At 63.7% G+C, this 21,814-nt stretch carries 27 protein-coding genes; 15 read left to right on the forward strand and 12 right to left on the reverse strand.

The annotated features are described in order from the left end of the window. Positions 1-17: 17 nt before the first annotated feature. Genes IB275_RS05515 through IB275_RS05525 form a run of 3 tightly spaced genes read left to right on the forward strand, consistent with a single transcriptional unit; the run spans position 18 to position 2,061 of the window. Positions 18-467 (forward strand): DUF2753 family protein, encoded by a 450-nt coding sequence (locus IB275_RS05515; protein ID WP_192290020.1) that lies wholly within the window; start codon positions 18-20, stop codon positions 465-467. 51 nt (positions 468-518) lie between these two features. Beyond that, the gene (locus IB275_RS05520) at positions 519-1,145 is read left to right on the forward strand and encodes a superoxide dismutase (protein ID WP_192290018.1); all 627 of its coding nucleotides are present in this window, start codon (positions 519-521) and stop codon (positions 1,143-1,145) included. 22 nt (positions 1,146-1,167) lie between these two features. Further along, on the forward strand, positions 1,168-2,061 hold the full coding sequence (locus tag IB275_RS05525) for a ZIP family metal transporter (protein ID WP_405306978.1): 894 nt from the start codon (positions 1,168-1,170) through the stop codon (positions 2,059-2,061). Positions 2,062-2,073: 12 nt separating this feature from the next. On the opposite strand, the gene IB275_RS05530 is transcribed toward IB275_RS05525, so the two are convergent. The 10 genes from IB275_RS05530 to IB275_RS05575 all read right to left on the reverse strand — a co-directional run bounded on the left by IB275_RS05530 (position 2,074) and on the right by IB275_RS05575 (position 9,191). Further along, the gene (locus tag IB275_RS05530) at positions 2,074-2,346 is read right to left on the reverse strand and encodes an HPr family phosphocarrier protein (protein ID WP_192290014.1); all 273 of its coding nucleotides are present in this window, start codon (positions 2,344-2,346) and stop codon (positions 2,074-2,076) included. Positions 2,347-2,380: 34 nt separating this feature from the next. After that, the gene (gene rapZ / locus IB275_RS05535) at positions 2,381-3,238 is read right to left on the reverse strand and encodes an RNase adapter RapZ (protein WP_138212280.1); all 858 of its coding nucleotides are present in this window, start codon (positions 3,236-3,238) and stop codon (positions 2,381-2,383) included. 2 nt (positions 3,239-3,240) lie between these two features. Further along, entirely contained in the window at positions 3,241-3,708 is a 468-nt protein-coding gene (gene ptsN / locus IB275_RS05540; protein WP_037009823.1) for a PTS IIA-like nitrogen regulatory protein PtsN, read from the reverse strand. A 9-nt stretch (positions 3,709-3,717) separates the two neighbouring features. Beyond that, a complete protein-coding gene (gene hpf / locus IB275_RS05545; RefSeq protein WP_017518151.1) occupies positions 3,718-4,026 on the reverse strand; it encodes a ribosome hibernation-promoting factor, HPF/YfiA family in 309 nt (102 codons plus the stop codon). 78 nt (positions 4,027-4,104) lie between these two features. Further along, positions 4,105-5,607: an RNA polymerase factor sigma-54 gene (locus IB275_RS05550; protein WP_192290012.1), complete on the reverse strand. Its 1,503-nt coding sequence runs from the start codon at positions 5,605-5,607 to the stop codon at positions 4,105-4,107. A 255-nt stretch (positions 5,608-5,862) separates the two neighbouring features. After that, on the reverse strand, positions 5,863-6,588 hold the full coding sequence (lptB, locus tag IB275_RS05555) for an LPS export ABC transporter ATP-binding protein (RefSeq protein WP_081517456.1): 726 nt from the start codon (positions 6,586-6,588) through the stop codon (positions 5,863-5,865). After that, positions 6,588-7,124 carry a lipopolysaccharide transport periplasmic protein LptA gene (gene lptA / locus IB275_RS05560; protein WP_017518148.1) on the reverse strand — a complete coding sequence of 179 codons (537 nt, stop codon included), beginning with the start codon at positions 7,122-7,124 and terminating at the stop codon, positions 6,588-6,590. The genes lptB and lptA overlap by 1 nt, the downstream gene beginning before the upstream one ends. Continuing rightward, entirely contained in the window at positions 7,111-7,683 is a 573-nt protein-coding gene (gene lptC / locus IB275_RS05565; protein WP_045209586.1) for an LPS export ABC transporter periplasmic protein LptC, read from the reverse strand. The genes lptA and lptC overlap by 14 nt, the downstream gene beginning before the upstream one ends. Positions 7,684-7,691: 8 nt before the next feature. Further along, on the reverse strand, positions 7,692-8,216 hold the full coding sequence (locus tag IB275_RS05570; RefSeq protein ID WP_054906618.1) for a KdsC family phosphatase: 525 nt from the start codon (positions 8,214-8,216) through the stop codon (positions 7,692-7,694). Next, positions 8,217-9,191, reverse strand: coding sequence for a KpsF/GutQ family sugar-phosphate isomerase (locus IB275_RS05575; RefSeq protein ID WP_192290010.1), 975 nt, complete (start codon positions 9,189-9,191; stop codon positions 8,217-8,219). Positions 9,192-9,429: 238 nt separating this feature from the next. Here IB275_RS05575 and IB275_RS05580 point away from each other — a divergent pair, with 238 nt between their 5' ends. The 10 genes from IB275_RS05580 (at position 9,430) to hisC (ending at position 17,317) form a co-directional block, all read left to right on the forward strand. Continuing rightward, a complete protein-coding gene (locus tag IB275_RS05580) occupies positions 9,430-10,239 on the forward strand; it encodes an ATP-binding cassette domain-containing protein (RefSeq protein WP_024766540.1) in 810 nt (269 codons plus the stop codon). Beyond that, positions 10,239-11,036: a lipid asymmetry maintenance ABC transporter permease subunit MlaE gene (gene mlaE, locus IB275_RS05585; protein ID WP_045209589.1), complete on the forward strand. Its 798-nt coding sequence runs from the start codon at positions 10,239-10,241 to the stop codon at positions 11,034-11,036. Before IB275_RS05580 ends, mlaE begins: the two co-directional genes overlap by 1 nt. Further along, the gene (gene mlaD / locus IB275_RS05590; protein ID WP_045209590.1) at positions 11,036-11,509 is read left to right on the forward strand and encodes an outer membrane lipid asymmetry maintenance protein MlaD; all 474 of its coding nucleotides are present in this window, start codon (positions 11,036-11,038) and stop codon (positions 11,507-11,509) included. Before mlaE ends, mlaD begins: the two co-directional genes overlap by 1 nt. A gap of 11 nt (positions 11,510-11,520) precedes the next feature. Beyond that, the gene (locus tag IB275_RS05595; protein ID WP_192290008.1) at positions 11,521-12,168 is read left to right on the forward strand and encodes a Tgt2/MlaC family protein; all 648 of its coding nucleotides are present in this window, start codon (positions 11,521-11,523) and stop codon (positions 12,166-12,168) included. Beyond that, on the forward strand, positions 12,165-12,473 hold the full coding sequence (locus IB275_RS05600) for an STAS domain-containing protein (RefSeq protein WP_192290006.1): 309 nt from the start codon (positions 12,165-12,167) through the stop codon (positions 12,471-12,473). The genes IB275_RS05595 and IB275_RS05600 overlap by 4 nt, the downstream gene beginning before the upstream one ends. Positions 12,474-12,583: 110 nt before the next feature. Further along, positions 12,584-12,823, forward strand: a complete 240-nt coding sequence (locus IB275_RS05605) for a BolA family protein (RefSeq protein ID WP_017518139.1) — start codon at positions 12,584-12,586, stop codon at positions 12,821-12,823. Between the two features lie 19 nt (positions 12,824-12,842). Continuing rightward, a complete protein-coding gene (murA, locus tag IB275_RS05610; protein WP_192290004.1) occupies positions 12,843-14,111 on the forward strand; it encodes a UDP-N-acetylglucosamine 1-carboxyvinyltransferase in 1,269 nt (422 codons plus the stop codon). A gap of 14 nt (positions 14,112-14,125) precedes the next feature. After that, positions 14,126-14,761 (forward strand): ATP phosphoribosyltransferase, encoded by a 636-nt coding sequence (gene hisG / locus IB275_RS05615; protein ID WP_017518137.1) that lies wholly within the window; start codon positions 14,126-14,128, stop codon positions 14,759-14,761. A gap of 174 nt (positions 14,762-14,935) precedes the next feature. Continuing rightward, entirely contained in the window at positions 14,936-16,258 is a 1,323-nt protein-coding gene (gene hisD, locus IB275_RS05620) for a histidinol dehydrogenase (RefSeq protein ID WP_192290002.1), read from the forward strand. A gap of 3 nt (positions 16,259-16,261) precedes the next feature. Next, positions 16,262-17,317 (forward strand): histidinol-phosphate transaminase, encoded by a 1,056-nt coding sequence (gene hisC, locus IB275_RS05625; protein WP_192290000.1) that lies wholly within the window; start codon positions 16,262-16,264, stop codon positions 17,315-17,317. 69 nt (positions 17,318-17,386) lie between these two features. Here the strand turns inward: hisC and algW are convergent, their stop codons facing one another. After that, the gene (gene algW / locus IB275_RS05630) at positions 17,387-18,535 is read right to left on the reverse strand and encodes a Do family serine endopeptidase AlgW (protein ID WP_081517465.1); all 1,149 of its coding nucleotides are present in this window, start codon (positions 18,533-18,535) and stop codon (positions 17,387-17,389) included. A 113-nt stretch (positions 18,536-18,648) separates the two neighbouring features. Between algW and IB275_RS05635 the strand changes: the two genes are divergently transcribed. Further along, the gene (locus IB275_RS05635) at positions 18,649-19,407 is read left to right on the forward strand and encodes a Nif3-like dinuclear metal center hexameric protein (protein ID WP_192289997.1); all 759 of its coding nucleotides are present in this window, start codon (positions 18,649-18,651) and stop codon (positions 19,405-19,407) included. Positions 19,408-19,462: 55 nt separating this feature from the next. Here IB275_RS05635 and mltB read toward each other — a convergent pair whose 3' ends face one another. Continuing rightward, complete coding sequence (mltB, locus tag IB275_RS05640) at positions 19,463-20,560, reverse strand: lytic murein transglycosylase B (protein WP_192289995.1); 1,098 nt, start codon at positions 20,558-20,560, stop codon at positions 19,463-19,465. Between the two features lie 336 nt (positions 20,561-20,896). Here mltB and cysD point away from each other — a divergent pair, with 336 nt between their 5' ends. Then, entirely contained in the window at positions 20,897-21,814 is a 918-nt protein-coding gene (cysD, locus tag IB275_RS05645) for a sulfate adenylyltransferase subunit CysD (protein WP_045209600.1), read from the forward strand.

A 21,814-nucleotide genomic window follows, 5' to 3' on the forward strand; every position in this document is an offset into this window, starting at 1 on the left:
CGCTGGAGGAACCTGCCATGCGTCATTGGCAACGCACCATCGAACTGGGCAACCGCTGCTTCATTCGTCAGGAATTGATCGATGCCCGTGAGCACTACCTCCACGCTCTGGCGCTGGCACAGGTGCTGCTGGATCGCTGGCATGACGCCGAGGAGGCGGTGATGGCCTTCGTCATCTCGCACCACAACCTCGGCGACCTGCACTTACAGCTGGGCCAGCCCGAAGAGACCGCCGAGTACCTCTGCGCCTGCCACGAGCGCCTGCTTGCGCTGGGTGAGGACCTGCGCAAATGCTCGGAATTGCGTGCGGCTGCTGTTCAGCACAGCCGCCGCACCTACGTCGAGCTGCTCAACTTTATCGGTGAACACGGCACCTACCCGCGCACCCAGCGCCTGCTGCGCCGCCAGGGTGCGGTAGAGCTGCGTCCGGGGCTGTTCACTGCCGTGCATTCGATGCGTTACCACTAGTCGATGCGCTATCGCTGAGTCGATGCGCTACCACTGATAGAAGGTTTGAAGATGCCTCACGTCCTGCCTGCCTTGCCCTATGCCTACGCTGCGCTGGAGCCGCACATCGATGCGCAGACCATGGAAATCCACCACAGCAAGCACCACCAGACCTACATCAACAACCTCAATGCCGCGCTGGAAGGCACCGCATTCGCCGAAGTGCCGGTGGAGCAGCTGCTGCAGCAGCTAGACAGTCTTCCCGCCCCCCTGCGCGGGCCGGTGATCAATAACGGCGGCGGCCACGCCAACCATTCACTGTTCTGGACCGTGATGGCGCCGGATGGCGGTGGCCAGCCGCAGGAAGAGCTTCGCCAGGCGATAGACGCTGAACTGGGCGGCTACGACGCCTTCTGCCAGGCTTTTACCAAGGCGGCGCTGACTCGCTTCGGCAGCGGCTGGGCATGGCTGAGCGTCGATCCGCAGGGCCATCTGGTCGTAGAGAGCAGTGGAAACCAGGACAGCCCGCTGATGCAGGGCAACCTGCCGATCCTCGGCCTGGATGTCTGGGAGCACGCCTACTACCTGCGTTACCAGAACCGCCGGCCGGAATATATTGCGGCTTTCTACAACGTGGTCGCCTGGCCGGAGGTGCTGCGCCGCTACCGTGTAGCCCAGCAGGCACGAGGTAAAGGATGAAACCGAAGGCGGCAGCATGCGTCTGATCGTGCAGAGTCTGCGTGAAAGCGGAGGACGCAATTTGCGTTGGTTGCTGGGACTGAGCATCGTCCTTGGCGGCGGTGTGCTCGTGGTCCAGCACCTGATGGAACTGGCGCGGCTGCAGCTGTCTCCGCCGATGTACCTGGCCCTGCATGGCGGCATGCTCTGCGCGCTCGGGACGGCCCTGGGCGCTCTGCCGGTGTTGCTGGTGCGCAGCATGCCGGCGCGCATCGCCGACACCATGCTTGGCTTCGGCGCCGGGGTCATGCTGGCCGCCACGGCCTTTTCCCTACTGCTGCCGGCGCTGGAGGCAGCGGAAGCTTCCGGGCGCCCGACCTGGCTGGCCTCGCTGCTGGTCAGTCTTGGCCTGGCCCTGGGAGCCTTCGGTCTGGCGGTGTTCGGTCGGGTGCTCGAAGACGCCCAGGCGAATATTCAGGGCGTGGCCGAAGGCAAGGTGCCCGCGCGCATCCTGCTGTTCGTCGCCGCCATCGTTCTGCACAACATTCCCGAAGGCATGGCCGTGGGGGTTGCTGCCGGAGGAGAGGTGCAGGGCGCAGGCGGCCTGGCGTTGGGGATCGCGCTGCAGGATGTGCCCGAAGGGCTGGCGATCGCGCTGGTGCTGGCCGGGGCGGGCGTTTCGCGCGGCAAGGCGGCGCTGGCGGGTGCGGCTTCCGGGTTGGTGGAGCCGCTGTTCGCGGTACTTTGCGCCTGGTTGATCGGCATCTCGCGGATGTTCCTGCCCTGGGGGCTGGCCGCGGCGGCGGGCGCGATGCTCTACGTGGTGGTGCGCGAGATCATTCCCGAATCGCAGCGGCGCGGCCACGCGGCGCAGGCCACCCAGGGGCTAATCATCGGATTCTGTCTGATGATGGTGCTGGACACTTCGCTGGGCTGAGCGCCCGGCGTGTCACTCGCCTTCGTCGAAGTAGTTGTTGATCAGGTCGACGAGCGCCTTGATCGCTTCGTCTTCCTGCTCACCGTCGGCGGCGAGGTGCAGATTGGTGCCCTTGCCGGCGGCCAGCATCATCACGGCCATGATGCTCTTGCCGTCCACCGTACTCTCCGGGTTGCGGCCCACGCGAACCTGGCAGGGGAACCGCCCTGCGACGCCGACGAATTTGGCCGCCGCGCGGGCGTGCAGGCCAAGCTTGTTGATGATGGTGACTTCGAGGGCGGGCATCGCGAGGGGCTGTCCTTTTGTTGTCTGTCGCTGCTTAGCTCAGGTCGCGGTGGCGAATCTGTACGTTGGTGAGAGTTTCCTTGAGGGCCTGACCAATGCGCTCGGCAATGTAGGTCGAGCGGTGCTGGCCACCGGTGCAGCCGATGGCGATGGTCACGTAGGCCCGGTTGCTCGCGGCGAAGCGCGGCAGCCATTTGTTCAGGTAGGCGAGGATATCCTGGTACATCTCCTCGACGTCCGGTTGCGCCGCCAGGTACTCCTGGACTTCCGCTTCCAGCCCGGTGTGCTCGCGCAGTTCGGGCTTCCAGTACGGATTGGGCAGGCAGCGCACGTCGAATACCAGGTCGGCGTCCACCGGCATGCCACGCTTGAAGCCGAAGGATTCGACCAGGAAGGCGGTGCCCAGTTCGGGCTTGTTCAGCAGGCGCAGCTTGAGCACGTCGCGCAGCTGGTAAAGGTTCAGGTTGGTGGTGTTGAGCTTGAGATCGGCCAGGTCGGCGATCGGCGCCAGCAGGTTCGACTCGTCGCTGATGGCCTCGGCCAGGGAGCGGGTGTCGGTGGTCAGTGGGTGGCGCCGGCGAGTCTCGGAGAAGCGTTTGAGCAGCGTCTCATCATCAGCATCGAGGTACAGCACGTCGCACTGGATGTGCTTGTCGCGGGCTTCCTGCAGCAGCTCGGGGAAGCGCTGCAGCTGGCTGGGCAGGTTGCGCGCGTCGATGGAGACGGCGACCTGCGGGTGCAGCAACTCGGTATGCAGCAGTGCGCGCTGGGCCAGGTCCGGGAGGAGGCTGGCCGGCAGGTTGTCGATGCAGTAGAAGCCGTTGTCCTCGAGCACGTTGAGCGCAGTGCTCTTGCCCGAGCCGGATCTCCCACTGATGATGATCAGGCGCATGATCAGTGCCCGTTGTTCTGGAAGTCCACGACGATCCGGTACAGGTCCTCGCCGTTGGCGGCGTGACGCAGGCGGTCGCGGACGTCGGAGCGGTCGAGCATGGAGGCGATCTGCCGCAGCAGTTCCAGGTGCTCCTCGGTGGCCGCTTCCGGCACCAGCAGCACGAACACCAGGTCGACCGGCGCGCCGTCGAGGGCGTCGAAGTCTACCGGGTGGTCAAGGTGCAGGATGGCGCTGATAGGCGACTGGCAGCCGGGGAGGCGGCAGTGCGGAATGGCGATGCCATTGCCGAAGCCGGTGGAGCCCAGGCGTTCCCGGGCCACCAGGCTGTCGAAGATGTCTTGGGAATCGAAACCCGGCAGCTCGCGAGCCACCAGGTTGGCGATTTGTTCGAGGACACGTTTCTTGCTGCCGCCCGGCACGTTCACGAGGGAACGGCCGGGGGTCAGGATTTGCTCAAGTCGGATCATAGGGAGGGGTTAACGGACGCCAACACCTTGCTGGCGTTCGAGGTATTTTTCCTTGTGCTTGATCAGTTGGCGGTCGAGCTTGTCGGTGAGCAGGTCGATGGCCGCGTACATGTCTTCATGTTCGGCGCAGGCCACCACTTCGCCACCGGCGATGTGGAGGGTGGCTTCAATTTTCTGCTTCAGCTTCTCGACCTCCATGATGACCTGAACATTGGTGATCTTGTCGAAGTGGCGCTCCAGTCGGCCAAGTTTCTCGCCGACATAGTCGCGCAGGGCGTCGGTCACATCCAGTTGATGTCCACTGATGTTGACTTGCATACCGCTTTCTCCTTGTTGCCCGTGTGTAAGTGGCAGGTTAGGGGGCCTGCCGCCGGAACACCTTGGCGTGGATCAACGTCACACCAGCCGCTTGCGCTCGCTCGAGGGAGAGATTCCTAGGGACTCCCGGTACTTGGCGACGGTACGACGTGCCACTTGAATGCCCTGTGCCTCCAGTAAACCAGCGATCTTGCTGTCACTCAATGGCTTTTTCGGACTTTCCGCCGCGACCAGTTTCTTGATGATGGCGCGAATCGCGGTGGACGAGCACTCGCCGCCTTCGGAGGTGCTGACGTGGCTGGAGAAGAAGTACTTCAGCTCGAAGATGCCACGCGGCGTGTGCATGAACTTCTGCGTGGTGACGCGGGAGATGGTCGACTCGTGCATGCCCACCGCCTCGGCGATGTCGTGCAGGACCAGCGGCTTCATCGCTTCCTCGCCGTACTCGAGGAAACCGCGCTGGTGCTCGACGATCTGTGTCGCCACCTTCATCAGCGTCTCGTTGCGGCTCTGCAGGCTCTTGATGAACCAGCGCGCTTCCTGCAACTGATTGCGCATGAAGGTGTTGTCGGCGCTGGAGTCGGCTCGGCGCACGAGGCCCGCGTACTGCGAGTTCACGCGCAGTCGCGGCACCGCTTCCTGGTTCAGTTCCACCAGCCAGCGGTCGTTGTTCTTCCGCACGATGACATCCGGAACGACGTATTCGGCTTCGCCGGATTCGATCTGCGAGCCGGGGCGCGGGTGTAGCGACTGGATCAGCTCGATGGTCTCGCGCAGCTCGTCTTCCTTGAGCTTCATGCGGCGCATCAGCTGGCTGTAGTCGCGGCTGCCGAGCAGGTCCAGGTGATCGCTGACCAGGCGGACAGCCTCGGCCAGCAGGTAGGTCTTGGCCGGCATCTGGCGCAGTTGCAGGAGCAGGCATTCGCGCAGGTTGCGCGCACCGACCCCTGCGGGTTCGAGTTGCTGCACGCGGCGCAGGACGACTTCCACTTCATCCATCTCCACGCCCAGTTCCGGGTCGATGGAGGCGAGGATGTCGTCGAGGGACTCGTCGAGGTAACCGTCATCGGTGATGCCGTCGATGATGCTCAGGGCGATCAGGCGGTCGGTATCGGACATCGGCAGGAGGTTGAGTTGCCACAGCAGATGGCTCTGCAGGCTTTCGCCGGCGGAGGTGCGAGAGGTGAAGTCCCACTCGTCGTCATCGTTGCTCGGCAGGCTGCTGGCGCTGGTCTGATAGATGTCTTCCCAGGCAGTGTCGACCGGCAGCTCGTTGGGGATGCGCTCGGCCCACTGGTCCTCGTCGAGGCTGTCGGCGTTGGGCGTGGTGCTTTCCTGGAAGTTGTCCTGGGAGCTGCTGCTGGTGCCGTTGGCGCCCGACTCGGCACCGTCTGCCATGGGATCGCTGTTGTCGAAGTCCTCGCCTTCTTCCTGGCGCTCCAGCATCGGGTTGGACTCCAGGGCTTCCTGGATTTCCTGTTGGAGGTCCAGCGTGGAGAGCTGGAGCAGTCGGATGGCCTGTTGCAGCTGCGGAGTCATCGTCAGCTGCTGGCCCATCTTGAGGACTAGCGATGGTTTCATGGCTGGAACTAGGCACCTTGTTCGCTGGCGCGAAGCGCGCCATATCCACGACTACGGACACCGGGGTGCCGCGAGGAAGCAAATTATATGCCTGAGTTTGGACGCTTTGCCTAGGGGCTGTCGACCTTTCGTTACAACCCGGTTGCGCCAGGGCAGCCCAGGCAGCCGGGTACGTCGCGGAACGGCCGACGAGCCGCGCCACGCTTGGGGGAGAGGTGGAGCTGCTGCGCCCTGGAAAGGGCGCGCCGCAGGGGCTTAGAGGCGGAACTCGTGGCCCAGGTAGACTTCCTTCACCAGGTCATTGGCGAGGATGCTCTCGGCACTGCCTTCGGCGATCAACTGACCGTCGTTGACGATGTACGCCGTTTCGCAGATATCCAGGGTCTCGCGGACGTTGTGGTCGGTGATCAGTACGCCGATGCCCTTGGCCTTGAGGTGATGGATGATCTGCTTGATGTCGCCTACGGAGATGGGGTCGACGCCGGCGAAGGGTTCATCGAGCAGGATGAACTTCGGCGAACTGGCCAGCGCGCGGGCGATTTCCACGCGGCGACGCTCACCACCGGACAGGCTCATGCCGAGGTTGTCGCGGATGTGGTGGATGTGGAATTCCTCGAGCAGACCTTCCAGGGCTTCCTGGCGGCCGGCGCGATCGAGGTCGGTGCGGGTCTCGAGGATCGCGCCGATGTTGTCCGCCACCGACAGCTTGCGGAAGATCGAGGCTTCCTGCGGCAGATAGCCGATGCCGGCGCGCGCGCGGCCGTGCATGGGCAGGTGGGTGACATCCTGCTCGTCGATGCGCACAACGCCCTGATCGGCGCGGACCAAGCCGACGATCATGTAGAAGCAGGTGGTCTTGCCCGCTCCGTTGGGGCCGAGCAGGCCGACGATCTGCCCGCTCTCGATGCTCATGCTGACGTCGCGGACGACTTGCCGGCTCTTGTAGCTCTTGGCGAGGTGCTGGGCGGTTAGCGTAGCCATTACTGCGCTTGATCCTGCTTTTTCTTGGGCTGGATGACCATGTCGATACGCGGGCGCGGCGTGGTCACCTGGGAGCCGGTGGCGCGGCCTGCGTTGACGATTTGGCGCTGGGTGTCATAGACGATCTTCTCGCCTTCGAAGGTGTTGCCTTCCTGGATCACCTTGGCCTGGTCGATCAGAACGACGCGGTTCTGCGAGACGAAGTACTGGATGGTCAGGCCATAGGCCTGGGTGATCTGCTTGTCCGGCGCCGGCTTCTGTTCGAAGTAGGCGGGCTTGCCGACCGAGGTGACGACTTCGATCTCGCCGTCCTTGTTCTGCTTGAGCGTAACGGTGTTGCCAGTCAGCTTCATGCTGCCCTGGGTTACCACCACGTCGCCGCGATACACGGCCACGCCCTGCTTGTCATCCAGTTCGGCGCTGTCGGCCTGGACGCGGATCGGCTGTTCCCGGTCGGTGGGAAGAGCCCAGGCGGCAGAGCTGCCGATGGCGGCGGCGAGGCTGAAAAGAAGGGGGAGGGTGTTAACGAGCCTCATGCTGACCTCTTACGTTGGACAGCAGGAGCATCCGGCTGTCTTTCAGATACGCTTTCATGCCAACTGCCGTGGTCACACCATTGGGTTCGGTGATCTTCACGGGCTGGTCAGTCTGCGCATAGTCCTTGTCTGGGAACACCGTCATGCGTGAGGTGTTGAGCAGGAGCGTGCGCTGCTGGGCGTCGGTGCGCGCGACGCGCACATCGTCGATCAGCTCGACCTGCTTGCCTTCGGGGGCCACTTCGGCGCGAACGCTCTGGACGTGCCACGGCTGAGGCTCATTCTCCCGGTGGAAGTAGAGATCGGGCGTGGTAACCAGGGTCACGTCGCTTGCTTTCAGGTGTTCGAGTTTGTCGGCGGTCATCTCGTAGGCGAGGGAACCGTCGACGCGGTACTGAACGCTCTTGGCGTTCACTACGTAGAAATCGATGGCGTCGCTGGTCTGCGACTTGAGTTGGCGCTCGTTGAAGTCCAGGCGCACGTTCCAGTAATAGCCGAGGGCGATCAGCCCGATGGCGATCAGGGCGAACAACAGCTTCTGTTGGAATGTCTTGGGCATGTTCGGCTCTAGAGATACGCGTTCTGGGCAGCTTCGAGGTTGCCCTGGGCGCGCAGGATCAGTTCGCAGAACTCGCGGGCCGCGCCTTCGCCGCCACGGGCCTGGGTCACTCCGTCGGCGTGCTGACGGACGAAAGCGTCGCCGCTGGCGACTGCCATGCCGAGGCCTGCACGGCGAATGGCTGGCAGGTCAGGCAGGTCGTCGCCCAGGTAGGCGACTTCTTCATAGCCTAGACCCAGTTCGGCAAGCAGTTCATCGAGGGCGACCAGCTTGTCCTCGCGGCCCTGGAACAAGTGATTGATGCCCAGGTTCTTCGCCCGGCGCTCGACCACCGGGCTCGAGCGGCCGGTGATGATCGCGGTGCGCACGCCGGAGTTCATCAGCATCTTGATGCCCTGGCCGTCCAGGGTGTTGAAGGTCTTGAATTCGCCACCGTCGGGCAGGAAGTAGAGCTTGCCGTCGGTGAGCACGCCATCGACGTCGAACACCGCCAGGCGGACCGCCTTCGCGCGTTGCAGCAGGTCGGCGGTCATTCAGATGACTCCCGCGCGGGTCAGGTCGTGGACGTGCAGGACGCCGACCGGATGGTCCTTGTCGTCGACCACTACCAGTACGTTGATCTTGTGGTCGTCCATGATCTTCAGGGCTTCGGCGGCGAGCATGTCCGGGCGGGCGGTCTTGCCATGCACGGTCATTACCTGGTCGATGGTCACCTGGCGGAAGTCCAGCCCCTTGTCCAGGGTGCGGCGCAGGTCGCCGTCGGTGAAGACCCCGGCCAGGCGGCCGTCCTCGCCGAGGATGACGGTCATGCCCAGGCCCTTGCGGGTCATTTCCAGCAGGGCGCCGCTGAGCGAAGTGCCGGGAGAAACCTGCGGCAATGCTTCACCCACGTGCATGATGTTTTCCACTTTCAGCAACAATCGGCGGCCCAGTGCACCGCCCGGATGCGAGAAAGCGAAGTCTTCGGCGGTGAAGCCGCGGGCTTCCAGCAGGGCGATGGCAAGCGCGTCGCCGATCACCAGGGAAACCGTGGTGGAGGAGGTCGGTGCCAGGTTCAGCGAGCAGGCTTCGTGCTCGACGCTGGCGTCGAGATTGACTGCGGCGGCTTTGGCCAGCGGGGACTCGGCGTTGCCGGTCATGCTGATCAGGGTGATGCCCAGGCGCTTGATCAGCGGCAGCAGGGTGATGATTTCGGCGGTAGAGCCGGAGTTGGACAGGGCCAGGACGACGTCGTCCTTGGTGATCATGCCCATGTCGCCGTGGCTGGCCTCGGCCGGGTGTACGAAGAAGGACGGGGTACCGGTGCTGGCCAGGGTGGCGGCTATCTTGCGGGCGATGTGCCCGGACTTGCCCATGCCGACCACGACCACGCGGCCCTTGCAGGCCAGCAGCAGCTCGCAGGCCAGGGAGAAATCGGCGCCAATGCGCGGCAACAGAGCATCCACCGAGTCGCGCTCGAGGCGGATGGTGCGTTGTGCCGACTGGATGAAATCGTGTTTCTGGCTCATGTTCGAAAGGCGCGGGGCAAAATGAAGTGCGAGATTATAACGGGAAAGCGGCAAAGGCTTCATCACTGGTATCTCAATGTTGTGCGCATTTTGCTGAACTGTGCCTTAACAGTGGCTTAGCAGTCCTTGGGGCGTGGCTTCGCGGGGTGTTATAGTTCGCGGCCGTTCGGCCTGCCGCGCCGTGTTTCTGCCGTGTGACAGACGGGGCAACGGACAGCGCCGTGATGAAAGGAGTTCTATGAGCACCAATGACCAATACGCGGTCGAGCTGAAGGGCCTGAGCTTCAAGCGTGGCACGCGTAAGATTTTCGATAACGTGGACATCCGCATTCCACGCGGCAAGGTCACCGGGATCATGGGACCGTCGGGTTGTGGCAAGACCACCCTGTTGCGACTGATCGCCGCCCAGCTGCGTCCGGCGAGCGGTGAGGTGTGGGTCAATGGCCAGAACCTTCCCACGCTGGGTCGCAGCGATCTGTTCGACATGCGCAAGCAGTTCGGCGTGCTGTTCCAGAGTGGAGCGCTGTTCACCGACCTCGATGTCTTCGAGAACGTCGCCTTCCCGCTGCGCGTGCACACCGAGCTGCCCGAGGACATGATCCGCGACATCGTGCTGATGAAGCTGCAGGCTGTTGGTCTGCGCGGAGCGGTCGAGCTGATGCCCGATGAGCTGTCCGGCGGCATGAAGCGTCGCGTGGCGCTGGCCCGCGCTATCGCGCTGGACCCGCAGATCCTGATGTACGACGAGCCTTTCGTGGGCCAGGACCCGATCGCCATGGGCGTACTGGTGCGCCTGATCCGTCTGCTCAACGATGCCCTGGGGATCACCAGTATCGTGGTGTCCCACGACCTCGCGGAAACCGCGAGCATCGCCGATTACATCTATATCGTCGGTGACGGTCGCGTGCTCGGTCACGGAACGCCGGCCGACCTCCAGGGTCTCGATGATCCGCGGGTTCGTCAGTTCATGAAGGGCATCCCGGATGGTCCGGTGCCGTTCCACTATCCTGCTCGCGATTACCGCGCCGACCTGCTGGGAGAACGTTGATGCGCAAGACTTCACCGCTCGAGCGAGTTCGCCTGCTCGGGCGTGCGGGCCTCGATGTCCTCGAATCGCTGGGCCGTTCGACCCTGTTCCTGGTGCACGCCATCTTCGGTCGCCGCGTGCACAGCGGCGCCTTCCAGCTGCTTATCAAGCAGCTGTACTCGGTTGGCGTGTTGTCGCTGGCGATCATCGTCGTCTCCGGCCTGTTCATCGGTATGGTGCTGGCCCTGCAGGGCTACAACATACTGGCGAGCTACGGCTCCGAGCAGGCGGTCGGCCAGATGGTCGCGCTGACGCTGCTGCGTGAACTGGGACCGGTGGTGACCGGTCTGTTATTCGCCGGGCGTGCGGGTTCCGCGCTGACCGCCGAGATTGGCAACATGAAATCCACCGAGCAGCTGTCCAGCCTGGAGATGATCGGCGTCGACCCGCTCAAGTACATCATCGCTCCGCGCCTGTGGGCGGGCTTCATCTCGATGCCGCTGCTGGCAGCTATCTTCAGTGTCGTCGGCATCTGGGGCGGAGCCCTGGTCGCCGTGGACTGGCTGGGCGTGTATGACGGTTCGTACTGGTCGAACATGCAGAACAGCGTGCAGTTCACCAAGGACATTCTCAATGGCGTGATCAAGAGTGTGGTGTTCGCCTTCGTCGTGACCTGGATCGCCGTGTTCCAGGGTTATGACTGCGAACCCACCTCCGAGGGGATCAGCCGCGCCACCACCCGTACCGTTGTGTATGCCTCCCTGGCCGTGCTGGGGCTGGACTTCATCCTGACCGCCTTGATGTTTGGAGACTTCTGATGCAAACCCGCACCCTGGAAATCGGTGTAGGCCTGTTCATTCTGGCCGGCCTGCTGGCCCTGCTGCTGCTGGCCCTGCGTGTCAGCGGACTGACCATCGGCAATTCGGGCGATACCTACAAGCTGTATGCCTACTTCGACAACATTGCCGGCGTCACCGTGCGTGGCAAGGTCACCATGGCTGGCGTCACCATCGGCAAGGTCACTGCGGTAGACCTGGACCATGACAGCTATCGTGGTCGTGTGACCATGGAGATCAATCGCCAGGTCAACAACCTGCCGGACGACTCCACCGCTTCGATCCTGACCGCCGGCCTGCTGGGCGAGAAGTACATCGGCATCAGCGTTGGTGGTGATGAAGAGCTGCTGAAGGAAGGCGATACCATCAAGGACACCCAGTCGGCACTCGTGCTGGAAGACCTGATCGGCAAGTTCCTGCTGAATTCGGTCAACAAAGACGACTCGAAGAAATGAGGACTCACTCCATGTTGAAAACCTTGCGCCGTGGCTTTCTGGTTCTGCTCGCGATCCTGCCGCTGTTCGCCCAGGCCGAACAGACCGCTCAGCAGGTCGTGCAGCAGACCGTCGACAGCCTGCTGTCGGACCTGAAAACCAACAAGGCCAGCTACAAGGCCAATCCCCAGGCGTTCTACGACACCCTGAACCGCATTCTCGGCCCGGTCGTCGACTCCGAGGGCATCGCCAAGGGCGTGATGACCGTCAAGTACTCCCGCCAGGCGACTCCGGAGCAGGTCAAGCGCTTCGAGGAAACCTTCAAGAACAGCCTGTTCCAGTTCTACGGCAACGCGCTGCTGGAGTACGACAATCAGGACATCCGTGTGCTGAACAGCGGCAAGCAGGATCAGGATCGCGCTTCGGTGAACATGGAAGTGGTTGGCGGAAACGGTGCCGTCTATCCGGTGCAGTACACCATGGTCAACCAGGGCGGCAACTGGCGCCTGCGTAACGTGATCATCAACGGCATCAACATCGGCAAGCTTTTCCGTGACCAGTTTGCCGATTCCATGCAGAAGAACCGCAACGACCTGGAAGCCACCATCGCCGGATGGGGCCAGGTGGTCGCCAAGGCCAAGGACGCTGCCAAGGGCCAGCCGGAAGGCGGCGCAGAATGAGTCAGGGCAGTATCACGGAGCGTAGCGAGGGCGACCTGGCCCTCGCTGGCGTGCTGGACTACAGCACTGGCCCCGCGCTGCGTCAGCAGGGCGCGCGGCTGATCGCTTCCAGCAAGGCTGGCGCGCTGCGCCTGGACTGCTCGGCGGTGGAGCGCTCCAGCAGCGTCGGATTGTCGCTGCTGCTGTCCTACACCCGTGATGCGCGCAAGGCCGGCAAGACCCTGCAGATCTCCGGCCTGCCCAAGGACATGCAGGAAATCGCCAAGGTTGGCGAGCTCCTGGAGATCCTGCCGTTACAGCATTGAAACACTGAAAGGGCCCTCCGTCCGCGACTTCCCCTGCCGGGGTTCGCAGGCGGGGGGCTTTTTTGTATCATGGCCGACCCGCGCGCGTAGGGCGCCGAACGAGGTTGAGCATGCAGGCCGTAGAAGTCAAAAACTTCCTGGAATCGAAACTCCCAGGTACCCAGATCGAAGTGGAAGGCGAAGGCTGCAATTTCCAGCTGAACCTGATCAGCGACGAGCTCGCCGGCCTGAGCCCGGTCAAGCGCCAGCAACAGATCTATGCCCACCTGAACGAGTGGATCGCCTCCGGCGCCATCCATGCCGTCACCATGAAATTCTTCAGCCGCGCCGCCTGGGCCGAGCGTTCCTGAGCCCACGGGGAAAATAGCAATGGATAAACTGATCATTACCGGCGGCACTCGTCTCGATGGCGAGATCCGCATCTCCGGCGCGAAGAACTCGGCGCTGCCGATCCTCGCCGCGACCCTGCTGGCGGACACCCCGGTGACCGTCTGCAACCTGCCGCACCTGCACGACATCACTACCATGATCGAGCTGTTCGGCCGCATGGGTGTGCAGCCGATCATTGACGAGAAGCTCAACGTCGAAGTCGATGCCAGTACCATCAAGACCCTGGTGGCGCCGTACGAGCTGGTCAAGACCATGCGTGCGTCGATCCTCGTGCTCGGCCCGATGGTCGCCCGCTTCGGTGAAGCCGAAGTCGCGCTGCCCGGCGGTTGCGCCATCGGCTCGCGTCCGGTGGACCTGCACATCCGCGGCCTGGAGGCCATGGGCGCAGAGATCACCGTCGAAGGCGGCTACATCAAGGCCAAGGCCCCTGCCGGTGGCCTGAAGGGCGCGCACTTCTTCTTCGATACCGTGTCCGTGACCGGTACCGAGAACATCATGATGGCGGCAGCCCTTGCCAATGGCCGTTCCGTGCTGGAAAACGCCGCGCGGGAGCCCGAGGTCGTCGACCTGGCGAACTTCATCAACGCCATGGGCGGTGATGTGCAGGGCGCGGGCACCGACACCATCGTGATCAACGGTGTGAAAAGTCTGGGTGGCGGCGCCAAGTACAGCGTCATGCCCGACCGCATCGAGACCGGCACCTACCTGGTCGCCGCGGCGGCCACCGGTGGCCGCGTCAAGCTCAAGGACACCGATCCGACCATCCTCGAGGCCGTGCTGGCCAAGCTGGTCGAAGCCGGAGCGCACATCACCACCGGCAGCAACTGGATCGAGCTGGACATGAAGGGCAACCGGCCGAAGGCGGTGAACATCCGCACCGCGCCGTACCCGGCATTCCCGACCGACATGCAGGCCCAGTTCATCTCCCTGAATGCCATCGCCGAAGGCACCGGCGCGGTCATCGAAACCGTGTTCGAGAATCGCTTCATGCACGTCTACGAGATGAACCGCATGGGCGCGCAGATCCTGGTCGAAGGCAACACCGCCATCGTCACCGGCGTTCCGCAACTCAAGGGCGCACCGGTCATGGCGACCGACCTGCGGGCTTCCGCCAGCCTGGTGATCGCAGCCCTGGTGGCCGATGGCGATACCATGATCGACCGCATCTACCACATCGACCGTGGTTACGAGTGCATCGAAGAGAAACTGCAACTGCTCGGGGCGAAGATTCGCCGCGTGCCAGGCTAGGGCTGAGCCAGACAATGCTGACGATTGCCCTGTCCAAGGGCCGTATCCTCGACGACACCCTGCCGCTGCTCGCAGCGGCAGGCATCGTGCCGACCGAGAATCCGGACAAGAGCCGCAAGCTGATCATCCCCACCACCCTCGATGACGTGCGCCTGCTTATCGTGCGCGCCACCGACGTGCCGACCTATGTCGAGCACGGCGCCGCCGACCTTGGCGTCGCGGGCAAGGACGTGCTCATGGAGTACGGTGGCCAGGGCCTTTACGAGCCGCTGGACCTGAAGATCGCCAACTGCAAGCTGATGACCGCTGGTGCAGTCGGTGCGCCGGAGCCCAAGGGTCGCCTGCGCGTGGCCACCAAGTTCGTCAATGTCGCCAAGCGCTACTATGCCGAACAGGGCCGCCAGGTCGACGTGATCAAGTTGTACGGCTCCATGGAGCTGGCACCGCTGGTCGGCCTCGCCGACAAGATCATCGACGTAGTCGACACCGGCAACACCCTGCGTGCGAACGGCCTGGAACCCCAGGAACTGATCGCGCACATCAGCTCGCGCCTCGTCGTGAACAAGGCTTCGATGAAGATGCAGCACGCTCGCATCCAGGCCCTGATCGACACCCTGCGCGAAGCGGTGGAGTCTCGACACCGGGCGTAATTTCCCGCGCGGCCTCCCCGCCGCGCCGTGACCGCCATGGATGGCGGGAATGCCGAAAACGCAGGAGCAGCTTTTCGGCCCTATCCGTGTCATAGCCAAATTTTCTCGGGTGCCCGCACGGAAGGCTTGATAGTCTTGCGGCGCCCGAGATCATGCCAATTAAAGAGGCCAGCTATGACCGCACCCTTCGCTATCCGTCGACTCAACGCCGCCGATCCGGACTTCGCGCGTCATCTGGACCATCTGCTCTCCTGGGAAAGCGTGTCCGACGAGTCGGTGAACCAGCGCGTCCTGGACATCATCGCCGACGTGCGCAAGCGCGGTGACGCTGCCGTGGTCGAATTCACCCAGCGTTTCGACGGTGTCGATGCCAAGACCATGGCCGACCTGATTCTGCCGCGCGAGCGCCTGGAACTGGCCCTGACCCGCATCACCCCGGCCCAGCGCGAGGCGCTGGAAGTCGCCGCTGAACGCGTGCGCAGCTACCACGAGAAGCAGAAGCAGGATTCCTGGCGCTACACCGAAGCCGACGGCACCGTGCTCGGTCAGCAGGTCACCCCGCTGGATCGCGCTGGCCTTTACGTGCCCGGTGGCAAGGCGTCCTACCCATCTTCCGTGCTGATGAACGCCATTCCGGCCAAGGTCGCCGGCGTTGCCGAAGTGGTGATGGTGGTGCCGACCCCGCGTGGCGAGATCAATGAGATCGTCCTGGCGGCGGCCTGCATCGCCGGCGTCGACCGCGTATTCACCATCGGCGGCGCCCAGGCTGTGGCAGCGCTGGCCTATGGCACCGAGAGCGTGCCGCAGGTGGACAAGATCGTCGGTCCGGGCAACATCTATGTCGCCACCGCCAAGCGCCATGTCTTCGGCCAGGTCGGCATCGACATGATCGCCGGCCCCTCCGAAATCCTCGTGGTCTGCGATGGCGGCACCGATCCGGACTGGATCGCCATGGACCTGTTCTCCCAGGCCGAGCACGACGAGGACGCCCAGTCGATCCTGGTCAGCCCGGACGCTGCGTTCCTCGACAAGGTGGCTGCCAGCATCGAGAAGCTGCTGCCGACCATGGAGCGCGCCGAGATCATCCGCACGTCGTTGACCAACCGCGGGGCGCTGATCCTCGTCGCTGACCAGGAACAGGCCTGCCAGGTTGCCAACCGCATTGCCCCGGAACACCTGGAGCTGTCGGTGGAAGACCCGGAAAGCTGGCTGCCGAAGATCCGCCACGCCGGCGCCATCTTCATGGGCCGCTACACCGCCGAGGCGCTGGGCGACTACTGCGCCGGGCCGAACCACGTGCTGCCGACTTCCGGCACCGCGCGCTTCTCCTCGCCGCTGGGCGTGTATGACTTCCAGAAGCGCTCCTCGATCATCTTCTGCTCCGCGCCGGGTGCTTCCGAGCTGGGCAAGACCGCATCGATCCTGGCCCGTGGCGAGTCGCTGACCGCCCATGCGCGCAGCGCCGAATTCCGCATCCTTGACGGCAAGAGTGAGTAACCCATGAGCAAGTTCTGGAGTCCCTTCGTCAAGGAACTGGTGCCCTACGTTCCGGGCGAGCAGCCGAAGCTGGCCAAGCTGGTCAAGCTGAACACCAACGAGAACCCCTACGGCCCGTCGCCGAAGGTGGTTGCCGCGATCCAGGCCGAACTGAACGACACGCTGCGCCTGTATCCGGACCCGAACGCCGACCGCCTGAAGCAGACCATCGCCGAGTACCACGGCGTAAAGACCTCCCAGGTCTTCGTCGGCAACGGTTCGGACGAAGTCCTGGCCCACGCCTTCCACGCACTGTTCCAGCACGGCAAGCCGCTGCTGTTCCCGGACGTGACCTACAGCTTCTATCCGGTCTACTGCGGCCTCTACGGCATCGACTTCGAAGCCCTGCCGCTGGACGAGCAGTTCCAGATTCGTGTCGAGGAATACGCGCGCCCGAATGGTGGCATCATCTTCCCCAACCCCAATGCGCCGACCGGTTGCCTGCTGCCGCTCGACGCCATCGAGCGCCTGCTGCAAGCGAGCCCGGACAGCGTGGTGCTGGTGGACGAGGCCTACGTCGACTTCGGTGGCGAGACTGCGATTTCCCTGGTCAGCCGTTACCCGAACCTGCTGGTGGCGCAAACCCTGTCCAAGTCCCGTTCGCTGGCGGGCCTGCGGGTCGGCTTCGCAGTCGGCCACGAGGACCTGATCGAAGCGCTGGAGCGGGTGAAGAACAGCTTCAACTCCTACCCACTGGACCGCTTGGCGCTGGCCGGCGCGGTGGCGTCCTTCGAGGACCAGGCCTATTTCGAACAGACCTGCAACGCGGTTATCCACAGCCGCGAAAAGCTGGTGGCCGAGCTCAAGACGCTGGGTTTCGACGTACTGCCGTCGGCGGCGAACTTCATCTTCGCCCGCCACCCGCAGCGCGACGGCGCCGAACTGGCTGCAGCCCTGCGTGAGGAAGGCGTGATCGTGCGTCACTTCAAGCAGCAGCGGATCAACCAGTTCCTGCGCATCAGCATCGGCACCGAAGAGCAGAACCAGGCTCTGATCGATGCCCTGCGGCTGAAACTGTAAGACTGTCGCTGGAAAAGAAAACGGCGCCCTCGGGCGCCGTTTTTCATTGGTCTGAAAAAGAGGACGGCATCAGTTGCCGTTCGGGGCGGGCGGTGGGCGCAGGCCGACTTCGGCGTTGAGCGTCACCGGCTTGCCGTTGCGCAGCACTTCGATGGTGATCTTCTCGCCGGGCTTGGTGCGCGCCACCTGATTCATCGAGCGTCGGCCATCGCTGGCAGCCTCGCCATCGATGTTCAGGATGATGTCGCCCGGCAGCAGGCCAGACTTGGCGGCGGGGCCGTCGCGGTAGACGCCGGCGACGACGATGCCGGCCTTGTCCTTGAGGTCGAAGGATTCGGCCAGTTCCGGGGTCAGCGGTTGGACTTCGACGCCGAGCCAGCCGCGGATGACCTGACCATGCTCGATGATCGATTGCATGACTTCCAGGGCCAGCTTGGTCGGGATGGCGAAGCCGATGCCCTGGGAGCCGCCGGATTTGGAGAAGATCGCGGTGTTGATGCCGATCAGGTTGCCGTTGGCGTCCACCAGCGCGCCGCCGGAGTTGCCCGGGTTGATCGCCGCGTCGGTCTGGATGAAGTCTTCGTAGGTGTTCAGGCCCAGCTGGTTGCGGCCGGTAGCGCTGATGATGCCCATGGTGACGGTCTGGCCGACGCCGAAGGGGTTGCCGATGGCCAGGCAGACGTCGCCGGTACGGATGCCGTCGGAGCGGCCGAGCATGATCGAGGGCAGGTCCTTGAGGTCGATCTTCAGTACCGCGAGGTCGGTCTCCGGATCGCTGCCCACCAGGCGGGCGATGGTCTCGCGGCCGTCGCGCAGGGCCACGACGATCTGGTCGGCGCCGGAGGTCACGTGGTTGTTGGTCAGCAGGTAGCCTTCGGGGCTCATGATCACTGCCGAACCCAGGCTCGACTCCATGCGCTTCTGCTGCGGCAGGTTATCGCCGAAGAAGCGCCGGAACAGCGGGTCGTCGAGCATCGAGTTGTTCGGCTTGCTGACCATCTTGGTGGTGTACAGGTTGGCCACGGCCGGCGAGGAGCGTGTCACGGCGTCGGCGTAGCTGACCGGGCCCTGCTGCAGGCGGCTGAGCAGCGGGGCCTGCTGCAGGTGCACTTCCTGCTGCGGAAGGCCGACCCATTGCGGGTTATGCTGGATGATCAGCAGCGCCAACAGGACGCCAACCAGCACGGGCCAGCCGAGGAAACGCAGGGCCTTCAGCATCGAAGAAAATCCTTGGGGTTGCTTGGCCGGGGGATGGCCGATAGGGTGGCGGCCATTATACGGGCGGCGAGCCAAGAAAATAGACGCTCGCAGCCGATGTTGGAGGAATTTCGATGGCAATCGCACTGAGCACGCTGGTCGAGGAAGCGGACCGTTTTCTCGACGCGGCGAAGATCCAGGATTACTGCCCCAACGGCCTGCAGGTCGAGGGCCGCCCGCAGGTGCGCCGCATCGTTTCCGGTGTCACCGCCAGCCAGGCGCTGCTGGATGCCGCCGTGGAAGCGGGCGCCGATGTGGTGCTGGTCCACCACGGCTATTTCTGGAAGGGCGAGGACGCCCGCGTGGTCGGCATGAGGCAGCGTCGCCTGAAGACCCTGCTGAACAACGACATCAGCCTGCTGGCCTATCACCTGCCACTGGACCTGCATCCTGAGGTGGGTAACAACGTGCAACTGGGCCGCCAGCTCGGCTTCGAGATCGAAGGGCCGCTGGAACCGGGCAACCCGCGCTCCATCGTGCTGGTCGGTTCGCTCGCCGAGCCCATGCTGCCGAGCGATCTCGCGCTGCATGTGCGCGACGTGCTGGGCCGCGAGCCGCTGCTGGTGGATGGCGGCCAGCCGATCCGCCGCATCGCCTGGTGCACCGGTGGTGCCCAGGGCTACATCGATCAGACGATTGCCGCTGGCGTCGACGCCTATCTGACTGGGGAAGTCTCCGAGCAGACCGTGCACAGCGCGCGCGAGAACGGTATCAGCTTCATCGCCGCTGGCCACCACGCCACTGAGCGCTACGGCGTGCAGGCGCTGGGCGATTACCTGGCCAAGCGCTTCGCCATCGAGCACCTGTTCATCGATTGCCCGAACCCGGCTTGATTTTCCGGTGCCATGAAAAAAGCCGGCTCGACGAGCCGGCTTTTTTGTGTGCGCCTCAGCGGTAGCCGTGGCGCTGGCGGTCGACCGCCTTGCCCAGCTCCCACACCGCCATCGCGTAGTGCGTGCTGTGGTTGTAGCGGGTGATCACGTAGAAGTTCGGCAGGCCATACCAGTACTGGTAGGTGTTGCCCATGTCCAGGCGCAGCAGGCTGGCGCTCTGGTGGTTACCCAGCGAGCCCTGCGGACGCAGGCCGGCGTTGGCCAGTACGCTGACGGGGTACTGGGTCTTGAAGCCGTCTTCCAGGGAACGCGCCTGGCCGACGGCCGGGATCGCCACCGCATCGCCGGTAACCCAGCCGTGCTGCTTGAAGTAGTTGGCCACGCTGCCAATGGCATCGCGCGGGTTCCACAGGTCGCGGTGACCGTCGCCGTCGAAGTCCACCGCGTATTTTGTGAACGAGGAGGGCATGAACTGCCCGTAGCCCATGGCGCCGGCGTAGGAGCCGCGCATCTCCAGCGGATTGTCGCCTTCCTTGCGCGCCTGCAGGAGGAACTGCTCCAGTTCGCCGCTGAAGAACTCGGCGCGGCGCGGGTAGGAGAAGGAGAGGGTGGCCAGAGCGTCGATGATCCGCGTCTTGCCCATCACGCGGCCCCAGCGGGTTTCCACGCCGATGATGCCGACGATGATTTCCGCCGGCACGCCATAGGTGCGCGAGGCGCGCTGCAGGTCGGCTTCGTACTGGTCCCAGAACTGCACGCCCTTCTGTACGTTGTCCGGGGTGATGAACTTCTTCCGGTAGCGTAGCCACGCGCCATTCGGGCCGCTGGGCGGAGTGTAGGTCGGCGCCTGGCGGTCCATCAGGCGGATCACCCAGTCCAGTTCCTGTGTCTGGGCGAACAGGTCGTGCAGGTCTTGCCGGTTGAAGCCGTGCTTGCTCACCATCATGTCGATGAAGCGATTGGCGTTGGCATTGTTTGCGTAATCGCCGCGCAGCGGGGTGATCGGCTGCACCGAGCCGAACGCCGGATGGGCGCTCGGCGTGATCAAGTTCGGCGTCTTCGGCTTCTCGGCCGGCTGCGGGGCGGGAGTCGGTTTGCTGCTGCACGCGGAGATGAGGACAAGCAGAGGCAGGGCGAAAGCGATGCGGCGCATGGGAAATCTTCTGGGACAGGAAAACGTGTCGCTATGCTAGCGCAGTGCCGGCCGGGCACAAGCCGGGAGAGCATCGTAGAAGCCGCTGACTCTGTTGCAGGAAAAGTCCCCATGTTGTTTCCGAGAGGGTATTTGGGCCTTTGCTGCGCCTCGTTCGAGCGTCTCGGGAGCGCACCTTCAGACGCCGGTTGAAAACGGTTTTCACACTGAGCGCGTATGGCTATATCAGTATATTTTTTCGGTATAACCCGGCCGCCGGTTAGAGCCTTGCGCTGTGATAGAGTGCGCGCTCGTCTACGGCCCGCCGGCCGTCCATAAGCAATTCCGTGAGTAGCCATGGTCGACAAACTGACGCATCTGAAACAGCTGGAGGCCGAGAGCATCCACATCATCCGCGAGGTCGCCGCCGAGTTCGACAACCCGGTGATGCTGTACTCGATCGGCAAGGATAGCGCGGTGATGCTTCACCTCGCGCGCAAGGCCTTCTTCCCCGGCAAGCTGCCTTTCCCGGTGATGCATGTCGACACCCGCTGGAAATTCCAGGAGATGTACAGCTTCCGCACCAAGATGGTCGAGGAACTGGGCCTGGACCTGATCACCCACATCAACCCCGATGGCGTGGCTCAGGACATCAACCCGTTCACCCACGGCAGTGCCAAGCACACCGACATCATGAAGACCGAAGGCCTCAAGCAGGCCCTCGACAAGCACGGCTTCGATGCCGCCTTCGGTGGTGCCCGCCGCGACGAGGAGAAGTCCCGCGCCAAGGAGCGCGTCTACTCCTTCCGTGACAGCAAGCACCGCTGGGACCCGAAGAACCAGCGTCCGGAGCTGTGGAACGTCTACAACGGCAAGGTGAAGAAGGGCGAATCGATCCGCGTCTTCCCTCTGTCGAACTGGACCGAGCTGGACATCTGGCAATACATCTACCTGGAACAGATCCCGATCGTGCCGCTGTACTTCGCCGCCGAGCGCGAAGTCATCGAGATGAACGGCTCGCTGATCATGATCGACGACGAGCGCATCCTCGAGCACCTCACGCCCGAGCAGAAGGCCAGCATCCAGAAGAAGATGGTGCGTTTCCGTACCCTGGGCTGCTACCCGCTGACCGGCGCGGTGGAGTCCACCGCTACTTCGCTGCCGGAAATCATCCAGGAAATGCTGCTGACGCGAACTTCCGAACGCCAGGGCCGGGTCATTGACCACGACGCCGCCGGTTCGATGGAAGAAAAGAAACGTCAGGGCTACTTCTAA

This window comes from Pseudomonas sp. PDM21 (assembly GCF_014852505.2).
Taxonomy (GTDB): domain Bacteria; phylum Pseudomonadota; class Gammaproteobacteria; order Pseudomonadales; family Pseudomonadaceae; genus Pseudomonas.

What these genes read in the sequence shown, in the direction of transcription:
- IB275_RS05635 (WP_192289997.1), top strand. Translation starts at nt 18,649, where the DNA reads ATGGCAATCGCACTGAGCACGCTGGTCGAGGAAGCGGACCGTTTTCTC.
- mlaD (WP_045209590.1), top strand. Translation starts at nt 11,036, where the DNA reads ATGCAAACCCGCACCCTGGAAATCGGTGTAGGCCTGTTCATTCTGGCC.
- murA (WP_192290004.1), top strand. Translation starts at nt 12,843, where the DNA reads ATGGATAAACTGATCATTACCGGCGGCACTCGTCTCGATGGCGAGATC.
- hpf (WP_017518151.1), bottom strand. Translation starts at nt 4,026, where the DNA reads ATGCAAGTCAACATCAGTGGACATCAACTGGATGTGACCGACGCCCTG.
- IB275_RS05550 (WP_192290012.1), bottom strand. Translation starts at nt 5,607, where the DNA reads ATGAAACCATCGCTAGTCCTCAAGATGGGCCAGCAGCTGACGATGACT.
- IB275_RS05570 (WP_054906618.1), bottom strand. Translation starts at nt 8,216, where the DNA reads ATGACCGCCGACCTGCTGCAACGCGCGAAGGCGGTCCGCCTGGCGGTG.
- IB275_RS05595 (WP_192290008.1), top strand. Translation starts at nt 11,521, where the DNA reads ATGTTGAAAACCTTGCGCCGTGGCTTTCTGGTTCTGCTCGCGATCCTG.
- IB275_RS05530 (WP_192290014.1), bottom strand. Translation starts at nt 2,346, where the DNA reads ATGCCCGCCCTCGAAGTCACCATCATCAACAAGCTTGGCCTGCACGCC.
- IB275_RS05575 (WP_192290010.1), bottom strand. Translation starts at nt 9,191, where the DNA reads ATGAGCCAGAAACACGATTTCATCCAGTCGGCACAACGCACCATCCGC.
- IB275_RS05580 (WP_024766540.1), top strand. Translation starts at nt 9,430, where the DNA reads ATGAGCACCAATGACCAATACGCGGTCGAGCTGAAGGGCCTGAGCTTC.
- lptC (WP_045209586.1), bottom strand. Translation starts at nt 7,683, where the DNA reads ATGCCCAAGACATTCCAACAGAAGCTGTTGTTCGCCCTGATCGCCATC.
- hisG (WP_017518137.1), top strand. Translation starts at nt 14,126, where the DNA reads ATGCTGACGATTGCCCTGTCCAAGGGCCGTATCCTCGACGACACCCTG.
- lptA (WP_017518148.1), bottom strand. Translation starts at nt 7,124, where the DNA reads ATGAGGCTCGTTAACACCCTCCCCCTTCTTTTCAGCCTCGCCGCCGCC.
- mltB (WP_192289995.1), bottom strand. Translation starts at nt 20,560, where the DNA reads ATGCGCCGCATCGCTTTCGCCCTGCCTCTGCTTGTCCTCATCTCCGCG.
- IB275_RS05605 (WP_017518139.1), top strand. Translation starts at nt 12,584, where the DNA reads ATGCAGGCCGTAGAAGTCAAAAACTTCCTGGAATCGAAACTCCCAGGT.
- IB275_RS05515 (WP_192290020.1), top strand. Translation starts at nt 18, where the DNA reads ATGCGTCATTGGCAACGCACCATCGAACTGGGCAACCGCTGCTTCATT.
- ptsN (WP_037009823.1), bottom strand. Translation starts at nt 3,708, where the DNA reads ATGATCCGACTTGAGCAAATCCTGACCCCCGGCCGTTCCCTCGTGAAC.
- IB275_RS05520 (WP_192290018.1), top strand. Translation starts at nt 519, where the DNA reads ATGCCTCACGTCCTGCCTGCCTTGCCCTATGCCTACGCTGCGCTGGAG.
- IB275_RS05600 (WP_192290006.1), top strand. Translation starts at nt 12,165, where the DNA reads ATGAGTCAGGGCAGTATCACGGAGCGTAGCGAGGGCGACCTGGCCCTC.
- cysD (WP_045209600.1), top strand. Translation starts at nt 20,897, where the DNA reads ATGGTCGACAAACTGACGCATCTGAAACAGCTGGAGGCCGAGAGCATC.
- hisC (WP_192290000.1), top strand. Translation starts at nt 16,262, where the DNA reads ATGAGCAAGTTCTGGAGTCCCTTCGTCAAGGAACTGGTGCCCTACGTT.
- mlaE (WP_045209589.1), top strand. Translation starts at nt 10,239, where the DNA reads ATGCGCAAGACTTCACCGCTCGAGCGAGTTCGCCTGCTCGGGCGTGCG.
- rapZ (WP_138212280.1), bottom strand. Translation starts at nt 3,238, where the DNA reads ATGCGCCTGATCATCATCAGTGGGAGATCCGGCTCGGGCAAGAGCACT.
- algW (WP_081517465.1), bottom strand. Translation starts at nt 18,535, where the DNA reads ATGCTGAAGGCCCTGCGTTTCCTCGGCTGGCCCGTGCTGGTTGGCGTC.
- lptB (WP_081517456.1), bottom strand. Translation starts at nt 6,588, where the DNA reads ATGGCTACGCTAACCGCCCAGCACCTCGCCAAGAGCTACAAGAGCCGG.
- hisD (WP_192290002.1), top strand. Translation starts at nt 14,936, where the DNA reads ATGACCGCACCCTTCGCTATCCGTCGACTCAACGCCGCCGATCCGGAC.